The sequence below is a fragment of the Bacillus sp. CPT56D-587-MTF genome (assembly GCF_058792335.1).
Map to the genome: position 1 here is coordinate 1,777,834 of NZ_JBYTEF010000001.1, position 17,359 is coordinate 1,795,192.

Annotated in this window: 19 protein-coding genes and 1 pseudogene; 15 read left to right on the plus strand and 5 right to left on the minus strand. The window is 34.6% G+C overall.

The features are described from left to right. Nucleotides 1-5 precede the first annotated feature (5 nt). The 3 genes from AC3WVZ_RS09260 to AC3WVZ_RS09270 all read left to right on the plus strand — a co-directional run bounded on the left by AC3WVZ_RS09260 (nt 6) and on the right by AC3WVZ_RS09270 (nt 2,565). Complete coding sequence (locus AC3WVZ_RS09260; protein WP_000267165.1) at nt 6-776, plus strand: hypothetical protein; 771 nt, start codon at nt 6-8, stop codon at nt 774-776. 62 nt (nt 777-838) lie between these two features. Beyond that, nucleotides 839-1,615 carry a hypothetical protein gene (locus AC3WVZ_RS09265; RefSeq protein WP_065211627.1) on the plus strand — a complete coding sequence of 259 codons (777 nt, stop codon included), beginning with the start codon at nt 839-841 and terminating at the stop codon, nt 1,613-1,615. Nucleotides 1,616-1,791: 176 nt separating this feature from the next. Further along, on the plus strand, nt 1,792-2,565 hold the full coding sequence (locus AC3WVZ_RS09270; protein WP_065211626.1) for a DUF3952 domain-containing protein: 774 nt from the start codon (nt 1,792-1,794) through the stop codon (nt 2,563-2,565). Nucleotides 2,566-2,863: 298 nt separating this feature from the next. Here AC3WVZ_RS09270 and AC3WVZ_RS09275 read toward each other — a convergent pair. Further along, nucleotides 2,864-3,650, minus strand: a pseudogene (locus AC3WVZ_RS09275) (GNAT family N-acetyltransferase). A 132-nt stretch (nt 3,651-3,782) separates the two neighbouring features. Here AC3WVZ_RS09275 and ytfJ point away from each other — a divergent pair. The 4 genes from ytfJ to AC3WVZ_RS09295 all read left to right on the plus strand — a co-directional run bounded on the left by ytfJ (nt 3,783) and on the right by AC3WVZ_RS09295 (nt 5,799). Beyond that, complete coding sequence (gene ytfJ, locus AC3WVZ_RS09280) at nt 3,783-4,208, plus strand: GerW family sporulation protein (protein ID WP_000349991.1); 426 nt, start codon at nt 3,783-3,785, stop codon at nt 4,206-4,208. A gap of 160 nt (nt 4,209-4,368) precedes the next feature. Then, nucleotides 4,369-5,145, plus strand: coding sequence for an oxalate:formate antiporter (locus AC3WVZ_RS09285; RefSeq protein WP_000014087.1), 777 nt, complete (start codon nt 4,369-4,371; stop codon nt 5,143-5,145). Nucleotides 5,146-5,196: 51 nt separating this feature from the next. Beyond that, nucleotides 5,197-5,517 (plus strand): hypothetical protein, encoded by a 321-nt coding sequence (locus AC3WVZ_RS09290; RefSeq protein ID WP_000761174.1) that lies wholly within the window; start codon nt 5,197-5,199, stop codon nt 5,515-5,517. A 69-nt stretch (nt 5,518-5,586) separates the two neighbouring features. Further along, complete coding sequence (locus AC3WVZ_RS09295) at nt 5,587-5,799, plus strand: hypothetical protein (RefSeq protein ID WP_000798747.1); 213 nt, start codon at nt 5,587-5,589, stop codon at nt 5,797-5,799. A 29-nt stretch (nt 5,800-5,828) separates the two neighbouring features. Here AC3WVZ_RS09295 and AC3WVZ_RS09300 read toward each other — a convergent pair whose 3' ends face one another. Beyond that, nucleotides 5,829-6,167: a hypothetical protein gene (locus tag AC3WVZ_RS09300; protein ID WP_001253200.1), complete on the minus strand. Its 339-nt coding sequence runs from the start codon at nt 6,165-6,167 to the stop codon at nt 5,829-5,831. A gap of 205 nt (nt 6,168-6,372) precedes the next feature. On the opposite strand from AC3WVZ_RS09300, the gene AC3WVZ_RS09305 reads away from it, so the two are divergent. From AC3WVZ_RS09305 to AC3WVZ_RS09330, 6 genes are all read left to right on the plus strand, one after another. Next, complete coding sequence (locus AC3WVZ_RS09305; RefSeq protein WP_000160043.1) at nt 6,373-7,053, plus strand: class I SAM-dependent methyltransferase; 681 nt, start codon at nt 6,373-6,375, stop codon at nt 7,051-7,053. Nucleotides 7,054-7,147: 94 nt separating this feature from the next. Next, entirely contained in the window at nt 7,148-8,836 is a 1,689-nt protein-coding gene (locus AC3WVZ_RS09310; protein ID WP_345743021.1) for a formate--tetrahydrofolate ligase, read from the plus strand. 90 nt (nt 8,837-8,926) lie between these two features. Further along, the gene (locus AC3WVZ_RS09315) at nt 8,927-9,454 is read left to right on the plus strand and encodes a hypothetical protein (RefSeq protein WP_000460219.1); all 528 of its coding nucleotides are present in this window, start codon (nt 8,927-8,929) and stop codon (nt 9,452-9,454) included. Nucleotides 9,455-9,473: 19 nt separating this feature from the next. Next, nucleotides 9,474-10,643: a DEAD/DEAH box helicase gene (locus AC3WVZ_RS09320; protein WP_233936304.1), complete on the plus strand. Its 1,170-nt coding sequence runs from the start codon at nt 9,474-9,476 to the stop codon at nt 10,641-10,643. Between the two features lie 218 nt (nt 10,644-10,861). Continuing rightward, nucleotides 10,862-11,671 (plus strand): sugar phosphate isomerase/epimerase family protein, encoded by an 810-nt coding sequence (locus AC3WVZ_RS09325; protein ID WP_000375204.1) that lies wholly within the window; start codon nt 10,862-10,864, stop codon nt 11,669-11,671. A gap of 55 nt (nt 11,672-11,726) precedes the next feature. Continuing rightward, the gene (locus AC3WVZ_RS09330; protein ID WP_072770259.1) at nt 11,727-12,110 is read left to right on the plus strand and encodes a VOC family protein; all 384 of its coding nucleotides are present in this window, start codon (nt 11,727-11,729) and stop codon (nt 12,108-12,110) included. Between the two features lie 45 nt (nt 12,111-12,155). Here the strand turns inward: AC3WVZ_RS09330 and AC3WVZ_RS09335 are convergent, their stop codons facing one another. After that, complete coding sequence (locus tag AC3WVZ_RS09335) at nt 12,156-12,794, minus strand: hydrolase (protein WP_065211624.1); 639 nt, start codon at nt 12,792-12,794, stop codon at nt 12,156-12,158. A 29-nt stretch (nt 12,795-12,823) separates the two neighbouring features. Continuing rightward, complete coding sequence (locus AC3WVZ_RS09340; RefSeq protein ID WP_000644629.1) at nt 12,824-13,810, minus strand: quinone oxidoreductase family protein; 987 nt, start codon at nt 13,808-13,810, stop codon at nt 12,824-12,826. Nucleotides 13,811-14,018: 208 nt separating this feature from the next. Here AC3WVZ_RS09340 and AC3WVZ_RS09345 point away from each other — a divergent pair, with 208 nt between their 5' ends. Together AC3WVZ_RS09345 and AC3WVZ_RS09350 are read left to right on the plus strand one after the other, a co-directional pair. Further along, complete coding sequence (locus tag AC3WVZ_RS09345) at nt 14,019-14,597, plus strand: sigma-70 family RNA polymerase sigma factor (RefSeq protein WP_233936305.1); 579 nt, start codon at nt 14,019-14,021, stop codon at nt 14,595-14,597. Further along, nucleotides 14,594-15,274 (plus strand): DUF3600 domain-containing protein, encoded by a 681-nt coding sequence (locus AC3WVZ_RS09350; RefSeq protein ID WP_000050701.1) that lies wholly within the window; start codon nt 14,594-14,596, stop codon nt 15,272-15,274. The genes AC3WVZ_RS09345 and AC3WVZ_RS09350 overlap by 4 nt, the downstream gene beginning before the upstream one ends. A gap of 103 nt (nt 15,275-15,377) precedes the next feature. On the opposite strand, the gene AC3WVZ_RS09355 is transcribed toward AC3WVZ_RS09350, so the two are convergent. Beyond that, a complete protein-coding gene (locus AC3WVZ_RS09355) occupies nt 15,378-17,324 on the minus strand; it encodes an ABC1 kinase family protein (protein WP_000466006.1) in 1,947 nt (648 codons plus the stop codon). Nucleotides 17,325-17,359: the final 35 nt, after the last annotated feature.

Here is a 17,359-nt window from a genome sequence, read left to right on the forward strand (position 1 = left end):
TCAGGGTGTGGAATATAAAAGAAGAAGATTTATATAAGTTTAGGATGACATGTAAAGATCGTTTAAGCCCTGAGGGTGCTATGGTTTTCTTTATTGGAGGGATAGTTTATACTTCAGTATTTATGTTTTTTATTTTTATGGGGGGCTTGGAGTATTATAATACTTTCTTTGACAAAACAATTGTTAAAATTGAAATTGTTTTATATAGCTTACAATTCATCTTTTTAATTCTATATTCATTTCCAAAAGCACGTTATAAATTTCAAAAGTTACAAACGCTCGTTGTAATATTATATGCATTTCAATTAGGTACAATAACATTCACAGCGTTGATTCTTCCTGGGATTTCTGAGGATTCAATTGACAGAATTACATTAATATATGTAGGTATGTTATTCCTAGGAGCAGTCATTGTTCACATTGTGACAACTATCGATACGTTTAAACAAGCGAGTGAAGGTGCGTTCAGTAAGGATGAAAGATCTACCTCATTTTTTAGTAAAACAAAAGGGAATGTGATGAAGTGGGCTACACTATATACACTAACCCTTCTTGTTTTGATTTATTTTCATACTAATTATGCGTTCGATGTCTTAGTCCTTTATGTGGTAGGTACTGTATTAATGTATACAATTGCTGTCGGTGCAGCTGAATTTCAGCTATTAATGTATTGTAGATTTAAATTCAAGTCATTTCATATGTCATGGGAAGAGAATGAGAGAATGCGTGGGAGAATTCGAAAGCGAAATAAGAAATTCAAAACGAAAAATAAATAAAATATTAATAGAATTTTAGTGCGCGCAAAATAATTGAAACATATAGAAGGTGAAGAGCCAGGATGTGGAATATAAAAGAAGAAGATTTATATAAGTTTAGGATGACATGTAATGATCGTTTAAGTCCTGAGGGGGCTACAGGATTTATGTTTGGAGGAATACTTTATAGTTCAATAGCCGTTTTTTCTATTATTGTATCAGGTGGTTGGGAGTACTGTATGGTTCTCCTTAATATAGGAATCGTTAAGCTAGAAGTGTTGTTATATGCTCTGCAAGTAATTTTTTTCATTCTATATTTATTTCCAAAAGCTCAATTTAAATTTCAAAAGCTACAAACACTTGTTGTATTATTATACGCACTTCAAATGGCTACTATATTACTTACAGTTTTAGTTGTTTCTGAAATAGCTAATAATTCAATGGATCGTAGTACATTGAATTATGTATGTTTGCTATATTTAGGAGCAGTAATTTTTCATATTGTAACAACAATAGATACATTTAAATTGGCAAGTGAAGGTGCGTTTAGTATGGATGAAAGATCCGTATCCTTTTTTAGTAAAACAAAAGGAACTATGATGAAAGTGGCTTCAATATACGCATTAATCCTTCTTATTTTGATTTATTTTCATAATGATTATGCGTTTGACACTTTTATTGGATATGTAATAGGAACTGTTTTAATGTATACGATAGCCATAGGAGCAGCTGAATTTCAGCTATTAGCATATTGCAGGTTTAAATTTCCGTCATTTAATAAAACGTGGGAGCAACATAAAAGAGAAACTCCAAGATATCAAAAGAAAAATAAAAAAAGTAAATCGAAACGTAAGGCATAAAGAAAGTGTGTATTGTAAGTTTTGATGATGAAAAAGTAATAATTTATAGGAGAGTATTTGAACTACGAAAAGAAAATTTACTTATGTAAGGTGATAAAAGTGATTAGTAGGTTATCTAATTGAAAATATAGAGTGGGTAGTGTGATGATGAAATGAACAAAAAAAGGGTTTCTAAAATGATTACTATCATAATAACAATCAGCCTACTACAAGCATGTAGCTTTTTTGAAGAAAAGATAGAGTATGAGCCATTTGTCAAAGCTTTGGATGAAGGTGACATGAAAACGGTTATGTCTGCGAGTGATGATGGATATGCGTATGTGAAACAAAGAGGTATATATAGTACATATGAGCAAAAGGAAGATGGAGAGCACAGTAAAACAATCTATCAAACTTCGAAAGGCATATATAATACGAAAGATAAAAGTTTATATGGAAATACAACACAAGAAATTACCTCGGAAGTAGATAATAAAAATTATAAAGAAGAAGTTAATTATAGTACAAATATTATGTATAAAAATGAAAAGGTGCAAAGTCCGGATTCAAATCTAGATGTTTCATACGTGAACTTAATTGTAGATCGTTTAAAAGGAATAGGGAAACTAAAGATGAAGCCCAAAGGTGATATAAAAAAGTTTGATCAACCTAGTACTGTTGGATACAAATTAACTGAATCAGATTTTCAGGGCATTATTAATGATAACTTGAAAATACAATATGATGAATATGGTGGTGGATCAATCGCATTGCATATAGATTCTAAAAATGGCTTAGAGCAGATATTACAAGTAAGTATCGTAATGAATTATAAGAAGAGAAATGATGAAGGCAAGTTAGTAAAATATATATCACAGATACACACATATTTTGATAGTCAGCAAGGTAATAATCAGGATGCGAGACAGGAATATATTGATTTTAAAGTAAAGTATAATAAGAAGCAGTAATATTAAGAAGGGCATTTGCACGTAAAGATAATAGTGACATAAGTGAGATAAATCTTTCATAAATATTCCTATTTGTAGCGGAAAGAATTTGAGAATAAACAGGTAGCCTCAATTGCTGGAGTAGATGCAACAATTGGGGCGTTTATCTGTCTAAATTTAGTTTGAATACATGACATGTTTTAGTTAGGGGCACGGCTTTACAAGTAGTTTCTCCATCTTCATAATAACGGTGTGAGTTATTTTGTAATTTGCTTGTATTACTAAGTTACAACTATTTCCTCTTATAGAGTACTTCTTATTATCGATACATCGTCCACATTCCAATGTCTTTAAATCCTAGTCGTTTATAAATTCGTCCAGCAGCTGGATTGTTATAAAATAAACAAAGTGTTCGGTCTTCTTTCGTAAAGTCTTGGATCATTTTTTGTAATATGAGTGAAGCGTAACCATTTCCGCGATAATTCGGGTGTGTACATACACCAACTACCATAGCGGATAATGAATTTTCAGCGGAAGTAGAGGCGGATGCGATGATCACGCCATCTTTTTCAATATAGTATGTGCGTCCTGTATTTGTTTCGATAGCCTGCCTTAATATTTTCTCTGATTCATTGGTAGTCGGAAATTCAGCGATGTCACTTCGTAATTTCATAATTCGCTCTATATCATCTAGTGAGGCAAGTTTAATTGTTTCATGAATTGGTGTGCTAGGTAAGTTGTTGTCATTTAGACATTCGCAAAAATACATTTCATTTTTAGTACCTAGTTGTATATTTGAAGCAGTTTCAAATTGTTCTACGATAGTTGACTTACCAGAGAGTTTAAGTGGCTTATATGCGGAAAGAAGTGCCTCATAATCAGTGGTAATAAATTCTTCTTTACTATAGGGTATAAATGAATCGTGGAATCGGAGTAGAATTGATTTTAATGTTCCATTCTCTTTAAATACTCCCCCATAATTCTTGAAAATCTGTGTCATAACCGAAAGCTTCAATATCTCCAATAATAAACAAGTTAAGGGCTGCTTCTTCTTTTAGATAAGCGAATACTTGTTCATGATCTTTCTTTGTTAATTTTCGCATCATAACGAATCGACCTCTTTTTTTATTTTTCTAAATATTATAACTTGAGTTTTTTGAAATCAATATAAAATTTTATGTTTAGTTCACAAACTTTCGGAAAAACTAGGAAAGATATGACAAAGGAGGTTATGAACGGTGGATCATCCAATTCAAGGGTTAATGAAAGCAGCAATGGAAAATTTAAAAGAAATGGTTGATGTAAATACGATTGTTGGAGAGCCTGTTCAAACGGCTGACGGTGGTGTGGTGTTAACTGTTTCTAAAGTAGCGTTCGGTTTTGGAGCAGGAGGTTCTGATTTCCAAACGAATGATGGACAAAGAGCGAACGGTAACCCTGCATTTGGTGGCGGTAGCGCGGGTGGTGTTTCGATTACACCAGTAGCATTTCTTGTGGTGAATAAAGATGGAGTAAATATTCTACATCTACAAAATGCGACACATTTAGCAGAAAAAATGATTGAATTAGCTCCACAAACAATTGATAAAATTCAATCGATGTTCCAAAAAGAAGAAAAGAAAGAGGGAAATCATCATCCTCAAAACCCTGATGAAATCCTTTAAAAACGCCTGCTTATGAGCAGGCGTTTTTTCTTGTAATCACTATGTAATAAAACACATGAAATTGTAAATAGTTTTTGAAGTTTTTTCTATGTTTCTAAAATTTTTCATGTTAAAATATGCTATAGAATTGAAACATATAAAACGAAGGTGGCTAGGTGCTTTGTCTGGAGGATCTGACCAAGTAAAGAATATGATATATATTAATGGTAATCGTCGAGGTCATTGTTTTATTACATCAGGAATTACGTTTAAAGAGTTTGCGAGTAACATCCCTTCACCGCTTCATCAAGTGTTGCTTTTAAAGCACAACTTTGAATGGACGGATTTTCATTATCATACTTTATTTGAATATGTTGAGGAAGAAAATATACATAAGTTAATTCAAGCAGAGATTGATGAATTTGATGAATTTTGTTGGGTAGATTTTGATGATGCAAGCGATTTAGATGAATTAGAGCCGAAAGAAATTGCAGAATTATTATATTTGGCTCACAAAAAAGAACCACTTGCAAGAACATTCTTTCCGCTGTTGAAAAATAGATTTGTTTATTTTTCACATGATGACGGATGGTACAACAAAGTGTATTATCGTAGAATTGCTGATTTTGTAGGAATGTTAAGTAAAGTCATTCCGTATAAACTCGGTGCTTTCGGTAAGAAACGTTTTTCTTTCTTCCAAAAATCAAAAATTTTCCCAGCGATTTCAAAAGAATTGATTATGGGACTTATTCCACTCATGGAAGATGGTCTTTACATAGATCTAGCAGGGAAGATTGAGTCAAGAAGAGGTCTTGAAATTCCGGTATATGTAGTTGGTTCGTATGAAAGTACGGATGAGGTGTTAGATAATATCGATGAATTGAAAGAGGAAGCAACAGAAACAGGTTGGCTCATTTTTGATAAGAAAGAACAAGAGTGGCAATGGGTTGTTGACTAAGAAAACTTGGCGTATGAAGTCAAGTTTTCTTGTCATTTGAAAGGAGTACAAATGAAGAAATATTATACAATTGTGGGTATTATAAGTATTATTCTCGTGGCAATATTACTTATAACTTGTCCGAAAGAATCAGATTTTAAAGTGTATGTACAGGATAAGTATGCGTTGAATTGTAATGAGAGTAGTTTTGAATGCACGCAAAATGTAGATGGTAAAAAAGAAAAACTACAATTTGAAAGTACAGATGCACGAAATGGTGTATTCTTTATGACTGTAAAGCAAACATTTAAAACAGAAGCTGGTGTCTCAAAAGAATATAGCGGAGTAGGAATGTTTGGTACATTTCTTTTTGTTTCAGAGAAGACTTTCTAGTAATAGAAGGTCTTTTTTTTATGCTTATGTTCATATAGATGAAGTAAGACAAGCATAGGAGGGGTATTGATGAAGAACACATGTATCGTTTGTGGCGGTGAGGAGTTTTTTTCCTCAACGTTATATGCACGTACGAAACAAGATTGGGCATATGCACCAAACATGTATCGATTTGAAAAAGTATTTATTGAGCATCGAGATGAAGAAAATTATCCAGTGTTTCAAGAAATTACAGCGAAACATTGTTGTGGATGCGGCCATATTATGTTGTATCATGAATGAACACACCAAGTATGACTTGGTGTGTTTTTTTAAAACGCTGACAAAGCAAGCGGATAAAATAAAGTGAATAAAACAGAAAAACTACCAAAACCAATTGCTGTATATCCAAGTGTTCTTGCTCCGAAATTGACAGCTAATAGGCCAACTAAAATTGCTAGGGAGCCGAGCGTAACTGGATAAAAAGCAATGGAGAATAACGAAAGAAATAAAGCGACATAGCCTACCATTGCACCGGTATTTGTACCTTCTATCTCATTTGCAATTTCTTTACGCTTATGTCTAATTGGAATGCCAGCTGGTGATATTTCAGCTGCATACTCTTCGTTTTTTTCACCACTTTTAAAATGATGATTTCTCTTTCTTCGCATGTACATCCCTCTCTTTCAATTGGGTGTACCTATAGTATCTTTCATAAAGAGAAGAACATGAGTATGAGTTAAACCCAAGTAAAGCAAAAATTGGAGAATAAAGATTCCTTCATTAGCATGTATATCTCCTTATGAAGATAAAACAGGAATTTTGGAAAATGATGTAGAATGAAATGAGTGATAAAGCGTGAAGGTAGGGGAATGTATGACGAAATTTAATTGGCATGAATCAGCAGAAAAGAAATGGGATAGTAGCGCAGAGTTTTGGAATCAAAATAGTCAAGAGATGTGGGACAGTGGTAGCAGAAGTACAATTATTCCGTTTTTTGAACAATACGTGAAGAAAGAAGCACAAGTGCTCGATGTTGGTTGTGGTGATGGGTACGGTACATATAAATTAAGTCGCGCAGGCTATAAAGCAGTGGGAGTAGATTTATCGGAAGTGATGATTCAAAAAGGTAAGGAGCGCGGAGAAGGACCAAATTTATCTTTTATAAAAGGAGATCTTTCTGCATTACCATTTGAAAATGAGCAATTTGAATCAATTATGGCAATTAATTCTTTAGAATGGACGGAAGAGCCATTACGAGCGTTAAATGAAATAAAGCGTGTGTTAAAGAAAGATGGATATGCATGTATTGCAATTTTAGGGCCGACAGCAAAGCCACGAGAGAACAGTTATCCTCGCTTGTATGGAAAAGACGTTGTTTGTAATACGATGATGCCTTGGGAATTTGAACAGTTAGCGAAAGAACAAGGTTTTAAAGTTATAGATGGCATCGGCGTATATAAGCGCGGAGTAAATGAGAAGATGTTAGGTCAACTACCTACAGAGTTACAACAATCGTTAACATTCTTATGGGTATTTATGTTAAAAAACGTATAAAGAAATGAAAGAATTTTTAGGAGGTAAATAAGTGCAGAAAATACAAAAAACTGATACAATATCATCAGAACCAATTAAAGGGGGACTAGGGTATATGACAACTACTACAACAGTGAAATCCGATATTGAAATCGCACAAGAAGCGAGTATGAAGAAGATTCAAGAAATTGCAGCTGATTTAAATATTTTAGAAGATGAATTAGAGCCATACGGGCATTATAAAGGTAAGTTATCTCTTGATATTTTTAAGCGCTTACAAGATGAGAAAGACGGTAAAGTTGTTTTAGTAACAGCGATTAACCCAACTCCAGCTGGAGAAGGTAAATCAACAGTAACAGTTGGTTTAGGTCAAGCTTTTAACAAAATTGGTAAGAAAACAGTAATTGCACTTCGTGAACCATCTCTTGGACCGACGATGGGATTAAAAGGTGGAGCAGCAGGTGGCGGTTTTTCACAAGTCGTACCAATGGAAGACATTAACCTTCACTTTACTGGAGATATCCATGCGATCACAACTGCCAATAACGCATTAGCAGCGTTTATTGATAATGATATCCAACAAGGAAACACACTTGGAATTGATACGCGTAAAATCGTTTGGAAACGCTGTGTTGACTTAAATGATCGTGCCCTTCGTAACGTAGTAATTGGTCTTGGTGGACCTGTACAAGGTGTACCACGTGAAGACGGTTTTGACATTACAGTAGCATCTGAAATTATGGCCGTATTCTGCCTTGCAACAGATATTCAAGACTTAAAAGCGCGTCTATCTCGCATCGTAGTTGCTTATAACTTTGCAAATCAACCTGTAACGGTTAAAGATTTAGGTGTAGAAGGTGCGTTAACACTATTATTAAAAGACGCATTAAAGCCGAACTTAGTACAAACGTTAGAAAATACACCAGCTATCATTCATGGCGGACCATTTGCGAATATCGCTCACGGTTGTAACAGTGTTATCGCTACAACAATGGCAGCAAAATTAGGTGATTATGTTATTACAGAGGCTGGATTCGGTGCTGATTTAGGCGCTGAGAAGTTTTTAGATATTAAAGCTCGTGCAGCTGGCATTAAACCAGAAGCAGTTGTTATTGTTGCGACGATTCGTGCGCTTAAAATGCATGGCGGCGTTGCAAAAGATCAATTAAAAGAAGAAAATGTAGATGCATTAGCAAAAGGTATGGAAAACTTACAGAAGCATGTTGAAACAATTCAAAGCTTCGGTGTGCCTTTCGTAATTGCAATTAATAAATTCATTACAGATACAGATGCAGAAGTTACATACTTACAAGAGTGGTGTAATGAGCGTGGCTATGCAGTATCCTTAACAGAAGTTTGGGAGAAAGGTGGCCAAGGCGGAGTTGACCTTGCTGAAAAAGTACTAAAAGAAATCGAAAAAGGTGAAAACAACTACGCACCACTTTATGAATTAGAATTACCATTAGAAGAAAAAATTCGTACAATTGCTCAAAAAGTATATGGCGCAAAAGATATTGAATTTGCTCCGAAAGCACGTAAGCAATTAGCTCAATATGAAGGAGAAGGTTGGAGTAATCTACCAGTTTGTATGGCGAAAACACAATACTCTCTTTCTGACGATGCAACAAAATTAGGTCGTCCATCTGACTTTATCGTTACAATTCGTGAGCTAAAACCATCTATCGGTGCAGGCTTTATCGTTGCGTTAACAGGTACAATGTTAACAATGCCAGGTCTTCCAAAACAGCCAGCAGCACTTCAAATGGATGTAAATGAAGATGGAAAAGCAGTAGGTTTATTCTAAAAGGTTGTAATTCATCTCGTTTATCTGTAAACTATATATACATCAAGTGGCGCCTTTCCATCGAAAGGCGCCTGTTTTTTGGAGGAAATTATGTTTGATCCAACTGCTTTTGACAATTTAAAAGTAATCGTAGAAGGTGCTGTGTATGATTTTGATCTACATGGAGATATTCTTGTAACAGATCGAAAAGATATGATGGATCTTGCTTCATTAAGTCGCATATATCATATCTCATTTCAATTAACAGAACCGTTTGAACCATTAGTAGAAGCAACATTTTCATTATCTGTGGATGCAAAGAACTTGTCTGGTGAAATACTAGAAGTGCCTCAGTTTACACCAGGTTGTGAGATGAAGCTAGCATTTTCATTCCCGTTAGAACAACCAGAAGTAAAATGCGAAGAAATTGAAACATTAATGCGTTCTATATGGGGAAAAGAAAGAATGATTATGCAGAAAGTTTCATACGAATATAATAAGCAAGCGATTTCATATCATAATAAGGTAGAGGTTCTATTTCAAAAAGCGATTACAGAAGACCATGTTGATGATTTAATAGCTGTTATTTCACACATGATAGAAACGGTGCGAACAATACAGCATTTTCTTCAAAAATAGAGATAAAGGAGAAAAACAAATGATAAAAGATATGCAACCATTTTTACAACAAGCTTGGGAGAAGGCTGGTTTTAAAGAGTTAACTGAAATTCAAAAACAAGCGATTCCAACTATTTTAGAAGGACAAGACGTTATAGCTGAATCTCCAACTGGAACAGGAAAAACATTAGCGTACTTATTACCCCTTTTACATAAAATTAATCCTGAAGTAAAACAGCCACAAGTTGTTGTTTTAGCGCCAACACGTGAACTTGTAATGCAAATTCATGAAGAGGTTCAAAAGTTTACAGCAGGAACTGAAATTTCAGGTGCATCTTTAATTGGTGGTGCAGATATTAAGCGCCAAGTTGAAAAATTAAAGAAACACCCAAGAGTAATTGTCGGTTCACCAGGCCGTATTTTAGAATTAATTCGTATGAAAAAGCTAAAAATGCATGAAGTAAAAACAATTGTATTTGATGAGTTTGATCAAATTGTAAAGCAAAAAATGATGGGCGCAGTGCAAGATGTAATTAAATCAACGATGCGCGATCGTCAATTAGTATTCTTCTCGGCGACAATGACAAAAGCGGCAGAAGATGCGGCACGTGATTTAGCAGTGGAACCACAATTAGTACGTGTAACACGTGCAGAATCAAAAAGCTTAGTTGAGCATACGTATATCATTTGTGAGCGACGCGAAAAAAATGATTACGTAAGAAGAATTATGCATATGGGCGATGTAAAAGCAGTTGCGTTCTTAAACGACCCATTCCGTTTAGATGAAATTACTGAGAAATTGAAATTCCGTAAAATGAAAGCAGCGGCTCTTCATGCAGAAGCAAGTAAACAAGAGCGTGAAGCGACAATGCGTGCTTTCCGCGGAGGGAAATTAGAAATTCTACTTGCTACTGATATTGCAGCACGCGGTATCGATATTGACGATTTAACACACGTAATTCATTTAGAGTTACCAGACACAGTAGACCAATATATTCACCGCTCAGGACGTATTGGACGTATGGGTAAAGAAGGAACTGTCGTGTCTCTTGTAACACCACAAGAAGAGCGTAAATTACTACAATTTGCGAAAAAACTAGGCATCGTATTTACGAAGCAAGAAATGTTCAAGGGATCATTTGTAGAAACGAAACCGAAAGCACCAAAGAAAAAGAAACCAGCATTTACTGGGAAGAAAAAGCCTAGATAAATGATAGGGAAGGCGTAACTATTTGTAGTTACGTCTTTTTTGTTTGTAAACAAGCGATAATGGGAATTGTATTAGTGTTTTTAATGTGCCTATCATATATATGCTTCTACTGGGAGTATCGAAAAAAGGGTAGTTTATTTATTTGGTTTATACGAGGAAATAATATAAAAAAAGTCGAATATTAAACTGACACGAAATAATAAAAAGAAGGTACACATATGGATAGGAAATTAGGAATGTTTTTAAATACGAAACATATTGAAGTAAACGAAGGAATACAAAAAGCAAGGGAATGGGATTTAGAATATATTCAATTATATGCTATGAATAAAAACTTTAACTTAGCTAATATCTCAATGGTAGAATGGAATGCTTTAAAGAAAAGCTTATCTTTTAATGGAATAAAGATTCCATCATTAGCAATTAGTTTTGGAGAAAATGGAATTATGGGAATAGAAGCTGAGAGTGCAATAGATCAGTTTAAATATATTACTGACAGAGGTTTGGGGCTTGGGGCAAAGATCATAACAGCTCATATGGGAAAAGTTCCAGATGATGAAAAAAGTGCCTACTATGATAAAATGCTACGTGTTTGTAATGAAATAGGGGACTTAGCGTTCAGATTTGGAGGATTCTTCGCCATTGAGACGGGATCTGAAAAAGCAATAGTATTAAAACGATTTTTAGAAACTGCAAACTCGAAAGGACTAGCTGTTAACTTTGACCCAGCAAATTTAATAAGTGATGTAAATGAAAATCCGGGAGAAGGTTTGTTACTACTAAAAGATTATATAGTACAAACTCATATTAAAGATTGTACAAAGGTGAAAAGCGATAGTTCAAGTAAGTATATTGAAGTCGCAGCAGGGAATGGTGAAGTAGATTTCGATATATTCTTCAAAGTATTAGATAAAATTGGATTCGACGGATATAACATGATTGAAAGAAATGATTATTTTGATGAACTGGATGGGATGAGTCAGTCGATAAATTTTGCAAAGAAGTACATACCAACTCAAAAGGAATAACGATAGTATTTGTAGAAAGCTACATAGAATATAAAAACCATTAGGGGGAAATGTAATGATCCATAAAGTAGGACAAATTATGTTATATGTAAATAATCAAGATGAGGCAGTAAATTTTTGGACGGAAAAGGTAGGGTTTCATGTAGTAGCAGAGGAAGATAACAAGCAAGGAATGAGATGGATTGAAATTGCTCCGACTAACGGTGCAGAAACGAGCATTATATTACATAATAAAGAAGTTATTTCTAAAATGAGCCCAGAATTGAATCTTGGTACACCGTCCTTAATGTTCTTCTCAGAAAATCTTGATCAATTATATACAGATTTAACAAATAAAAATATTACTGTTGGAGAAATGGTAACTATGCCTTCTGGTAAAGTGTTTAACTTTGCTGATAGCGAAGGGAATTATTTTGCGGTTATGGAGAAGAACCAATAATAATATTGCTATGTGAAAATCCCCCTCAAATATATTTGAGGGGGATTAAATTTTTGAAGTGGATTTTTCATTAGAGAGTTGTTTAATAAAAAATACTCCTTTTTCAATCGCTGTCTCAATATAGCCAACGATTTGGTCAAACGTAAATACTTGTAAGTCTTCATGCAAATGTTGCTTTGGATACAACATATCTTCAAAAAGATACTTTCGAAAAGCTAAAACGTTTTCTTTAGAAACCTCTTCAATATCCACAATGTGAGCCTCTTGATTGAGAAGAGAGAAAAGCTGTTGTTCTTGATCGTAATGATGAAGCAACTTTGCATTTAACAATTTAAAATCGTTATAGTACAGGGGTGCGATAGTTTCGTCATTCTCTATTCTATTTTTTAGCCAAGGTAGAAAAAATCCACTTAGCCAATTATCATCGGCAATGAGATGGGTATAATAGCCTAAAACAAATGGGGAATCTATATGTGATTCATATTTATGAAAAAATGAATCATAATCTATTCTTCTCGTATAGTTCTTCGTTGTACCGGCATAAAAATGTGAGGTTCCTTTTTCTTTTTTTGAATGAACAGCATCAGGGGCTACAGCTCCAAGTAAGAAAGAAGTCTTATCGTGAATAGATAGTTTCTCAGCAATACCGTTAGCGATAATAACATGCATAATTCGTGATCCCATGAATGCCACCTCTGTTTCCAGTATTCATTTCAGGAAGAGGACTGAACAGTTAGTATTACTTTCCCTGTACTTTTTCTACTTTCGACCCATTCATGTGCTTTCCCTGCATCTTGAAGTGGAAAAGATTTCGTAGCCTTAATTTGTAAACGTCCGTCACGCAAATAACGGAAAACTTCATTTGCAGTTTCTTGGAGCAGTTCAGGACGCTTTTTTCGTGTGGTTCCAAAGCTAAAACCGAGTATAGAGCGGCAACTTGCATGTAAATCTTTCGTTTGAAAGTTACCAATTTCACCGCTAGCATTACCGAAATGAACGAGGCGACCGTAATAAGCAAGGCAGTTTAAACTTCTTTCAGAAACAGTTCCAGAAATAGAGTCCAAAATAATATTCACTCCTTCTCCGTTTGTCAGCTCATTGACTTTCTCTACAAAATCTTCAGTTTGATGACAAATTACATAATCAGCTCCAGCATCTAAAACGATTTCTTTTTTCGTTTCACTTCCGACAGTACCGATAACTGTTCCAGCCCCTAATCGTTTTGCAAGTTGAATCGCGGTAGTACCAATTCCGCCAGCAGCTGCATGAATCAGCACGGATTCATTTTGTTGAAGCCTTGCAACATTCACGAGTAAATTATAGCTTGTGAAAGATACGATCGGACAAGCAGCTGCAGTTTGAAAGTCGACTTCATGGGGTAAAACGAAAGTGAGATTTTCATTTGAAACAACGTACTCTGCGTAAGATCCATTTTGAGGAAAAGCAATGACACGCTGTCCAGGTTGAATATTTTTCACATGAGAACCGACGCGTTCTACAATACCAGTTGCATCTATTCCTGGAATAAAAGGTAGTGCTTTATCTCCTTTTTTGCCATAACGTGATTTAATATCAGCGAAATTTACACTAGTAGCAACAACGCGAATTAAAACTTGATCTTCTGAAATAGCCGGTATATCCAAATCTGTATATTTCATCACTTCAGGACCACCGAACGACGTTACAACGATAGCTTTCATCATATATCCTCCTAAATTTGACTATATAAATCATTTTAAATCTTTATCAGAAATTGGAAAATTATATAATAGTTATGCGTGGTTATAAGTGAAGCTTATGAACTCATCGGATCATAATATTAATTTATATAAAAAATTTTTTCGGAAAAATCGAACGAAATATGAATTACTTGCCAATATATAGTGTAAGACAAAGGAGGGCTGGAATATGAAGGCTGAAATAGATTACGCACATTTAATTCGATTAACTTTATCAGGAAATAAAGAAGCGTATAGCGAATTGTATGATGTAACGATTCAAGAAGTATATAAAACAGCACATTTTTTAATTGAAGATAAAACGGATGTAGATGATGTCGTTCAAGAAGTATACATACAGCTATATGAATCGCTTCGTAAATATGATAGCGAGAAGCCATTTCGCCCTTCGCTAATTGGGCTTGCGATTAAACAAATTCATTCTTATAGAAGAAAGAGGTGGATGCGACTACGAATTATAAAAAAAGCAGAAGAGCAAAGAAAGCCAGTGCAAATTGATTTTTCTAACGATGTTGTAAGTAAAATATCAAACCAAAAACTAATCGAACTCATTCATAAATTACCGTATAAATTGAAACAAGTTATTATCTTAAGATACTTACACGAATATTCACAAGAAGAAGTAGCACAAATATTACATATTCCAATTGGTACAGTGAAGTCTAGAATTCATGCGGCATTAAAGAAACTACGTCAAAAAGAGCAAGTAGAAGAAATCTTTTTAGGAGAGGTAGGGAATGTGAAATGAGTTTAGATTGTAGAGTTAGAGAATCTATACGAGAAGAAGCGAAGGGGATTGTTGCCCCGCCGGAGTTAAAAGAAAAAGTAATTGTTCAAATCAAAATGAATCGCGGGGGAAATAAGGTGAAGAAACGTCTTATCGCCGGAGTGCTTGCAGCAGCATTTTTAATCCCTACGACCGGTTTTACATATCAATCTATTATGGCGGATGGTATATACGGATCTTTTGAGAATTTAAAAAAACACGCCGGAGCGATGACGTTAGAAGCGTATATGCGTTTTAATGCAAAGTTATCAGAAGCGAAAGATGAAATGGACACGAAGGAATATGAGGAGTTTACAAAAGAACTAAAAAAATTAACAAATGCAAAGCTTGCGTACGGAGATTCGAATGGTAATATAGATTATGATGGATTATCACCAGCAAAAAGAGAAGAAATGAAAAAGGTAAGTATGGGCCTTCAACCATACTTTGATAAATTAAATGGTCATAAATCTAGTAAAGAAGTATTAACGCAAGAAGAGTTTGATCGCTATATGGAAGCTTTAATGACACATGAAATAGTACGAGTGAAGACAAAATCAACTGGTGCAATAAAAATAGAAGAAGTACCTGAGGCGTACAAAGAAAGATTTATTAAAGCGGAGCAGTTTATGGAGTATGTAGATGAAAAGGTGCGATAAGTAGAAAAGCTCAAAGCTTTCTTTCGTTTAACTATTACATATTGATTATGTAAACAATAAAAAATGAGTATACAATCTACGTGATTGTATACTCATTTTATTATTACTTAAATTTTCTTACCGCATGAATAGCGACTCTTACAAGTAATATCGCACTTATAAATAAACCACCGTAACCAACGACACTTAAAAATTGATCATTTGGCTCTGTCGCACTGTTTGCTAAATGCAATACGCCTACCGAAATCCCACCAAATGCAGTTCCAATAAACGCAATGAGGAATTGTGAGATAAATGTAGTAATAAACGATGCATTTGTTTCGTCAGAGAAAAAGCCAACCTTAACGGATAGTTCTCCGTTTTCTAGTTTTGAACTTAAATCATCTAGTTTTCTAGGAATGCGTCGCATGGCAGGTAACATAGCGAGTAATTCGTTTGTTGCAGCTTCTTTTAAACTAGAATAATTGTTAACTGGCATGAAACTAGCTGCATGATCTTTCGCAAAGCGTTTCGCTTCGTCCATTAAATTGAATTCGGGATTTAGTTGCAGCATCGTTCCTTCTAGCGTAATTAGAGAGCGGAAAGCCCCTGCAACCATTGGATAAAACGCTAATTCAAACTCAGCGATTATTTGAAACAACCCTTGAATAAATTCTTCAGAACCGTTTGTAGAGCCGTACGTACTTTGGATTAATAATTGGCTGATAGATTGTTCTAATCCTTCTTTATCAACATTTGGTTTCTTTTCAACTAATTGAAGCAGTCCATCAAGCAAGACATATGAATTTTTGCGCTCAAAGCCAATAAGTAGCCGCTTGAATGCATCTTGTTGTAGGGTTCCTAATCTTCCGACAGAACCGAAATCAAGTAATGCAGGAGTGCCATCACGAAGAATATACACATTACCTGGATGAGGGTCTGCATGGAAAATACCTTTAAAGAAAATTTGCTCTAAAATACAATCAAAGAGTTGCCGTTGTACTTTTTTCGTATCAATTTGTAATTCATTTAATAATGCTGACCCACTTTTAACACTTACTCCATCTAAAAATTCAAGCACAAGTATTTTTGAATTACTGTATTTTTTATATACTTTCGGTATTTTTACTTTCGTTTCACTATTTTTTAGTGAATCAGACACTTGTTCGAAGTTACGAGCCTCAATTTTGAAATCAATTTCTTCTTTCATTGCGATAGAGAAGCCATGTGCTAAATCAAGAAAGCCGATATTTTTAGCCCAAGTTGATTTGTTGGAAATCCATAAAGAAAAGTGAATTAAAATATCTAAGTCACGTTTAATTGTCTCAGAAATATTAGGACGTAGTAGTTTAACGACGACATCCTGGTCGTTTTCTTTCAACTTTGCTTTATGTACTTGGCCAATAGAGGCGGCAGCTAACGGTTCCATTTCAAAGGAGCTGAAGATTTCATCTTTTGGTGTATGTAGTTCCTTTTTCAATATTTCTTCAACTTGTTTTTGTGATAAACGTGTTACATTTTCCTGAAGGTTTGATAACTCGTGAATAAAAACAGGTGGTAATAAATCAGAGCGAGTTGATAAAACTTGTCCGAATTTAATAAATACACCACCGCATTCTTCTAGTGTATTTCGAAGTGAAGTGGCGAGCTTACGATCTGCTTCTGGTGAGCGCTTTAAAGCTAAATATTTTCCCATTCCGTGTTTTATTGCAATAGAAGAGACGCGCATATATCTTTTTTGTCTACCAATCTTAGCGAAGAATTTTGAAATAGGATTTCGGCTTTCCGTTACTACGTCATCCATTTCGCCACGTCTAATAGGATCAAATAATTCAAAAACTAGGTAACAAAGCATCGATACAATTAATGAGCTTCCTAGCCAAAAATATCTATCAACACCGACAACCGATTCATCTTGATAACGTAAATATAAAAACCAATACAGAGCAGACGTAAGTGAAACACCTACAGTGGCTGCACTTGCTTGTTTGAAAAGATTTAGTTTTGTACCAATGAGTCTACCACTAATAAAAGACATAATGACTGCTAGTAGAAAAAATTGAAAAAACATTGTATCATTCCTCCGAAATTTATTCGATAACTGTA

Excerpts from the sequence above, each read along its gene's own strand:
- AC3WVZ_RS09310 (WP_345743021.1), top strand. The coding sequence starts at position 7,148 with ATGACAACTACTACAACAGTGAAATCCGATATTGAAATCGCACAAGAA.
- AC3WVZ_RS09305 (WP_000160043.1), top strand. The coding sequence starts at position 6,373 with ATGACGAAATTTAATTGGCATGAATCAGCAGAAAAGAAATGGGATAGT.
- AC3WVZ_RS09295 (WP_000798747.1), top strand. The coding sequence starts at position 5,587 with ATGAAGAACACATGTATCGTTTGTGGCGGTGAGGAGTTTTTTTCCTCA.
- AC3WVZ_RS09325 (WP_000375204.1), top strand. The coding sequence starts at position 10,862 with ATGGATAGGAAATTAGGAATGTTTTTAAATACGAAACATATTGAAGTA.
- AC3WVZ_RS09300 (WP_001253200.1), bottom strand. The coding sequence starts at position 6,167 with ATGCGAAGAAAGAGAAATCATCATTTTAAAAGTGGTGAAAAAAACGAA.
- AC3WVZ_RS09340 (WP_000644629.1), bottom strand. The coding sequence starts at position 13,810 with ATGAAAGCTATCGTTGTAACGTCGTTCGGTGGTCCTGAAGTGATGAAA.
- AC3WVZ_RS09355 (WP_000466006.1), bottom strand. The coding sequence starts at position 17,324 with ATGTTTTTTCAATTTTTTCTACTAGCAGTCATTATGTCTTTTATTAGT.
- AC3WVZ_RS09270 (WP_065211626.1), top strand. The coding sequence starts at position 1,792 with ATGATTACTATCATAATAACAATCAGCCTACTACAAGCATGTAGCTTT.
- AC3WVZ_RS09335 (WP_065211624.1), bottom strand. The coding sequence starts at position 12,794 with ATGGGATCACGAATTATGCATGTTATTATCGCTAACGGTATTGCTGAG.
- AC3WVZ_RS09315 (WP_000460219.1), top strand. The coding sequence starts at position 8,927 with ATGTTTGATCCAACTGCTTTTGACAATTTAAAAGTAATCGTAGAAGGT.
- AC3WVZ_RS09320 (WP_233936304.1), top strand. The coding sequence starts at position 9,474 with ATGATAAAAGATATGCAACCATTTTTACAACAAGCTTGGGAGAAGGCT.
- AC3WVZ_RS09290 (WP_000761174.1), top strand. The coding sequence starts at position 5,197 with ATGAAGAAATATTATACAATTGTGGGTATTATAAGTATTATTCTCGTG.
- AC3WVZ_RS09350 (WP_000050701.1), top strand. The coding sequence starts at position 14,594 with ATGAGTTTAGATTGTAGAGTTAGAGAATCTATACGAGAAGAAGCGAAG.
- AC3WVZ_RS09330 (WP_072770259.1), top strand. The coding sequence starts at position 11,727 with ATGATCCATAAAGTAGGACAAATTATGTTATATGTAAATAATCAAGAT.
- AC3WVZ_RS09265 (WP_065211627.1), top strand. The coding sequence starts at position 839 with ATGTGGAATATAAAAGAAGAAGATTTATATAAGTTTAGGATGACATGT.
- AC3WVZ_RS09345 (WP_233936305.1), top strand. The coding sequence starts at position 14,019 with ATGAAGGCTGAAATAGATTACGCACATTTAATTCGATTAACTTTATCA.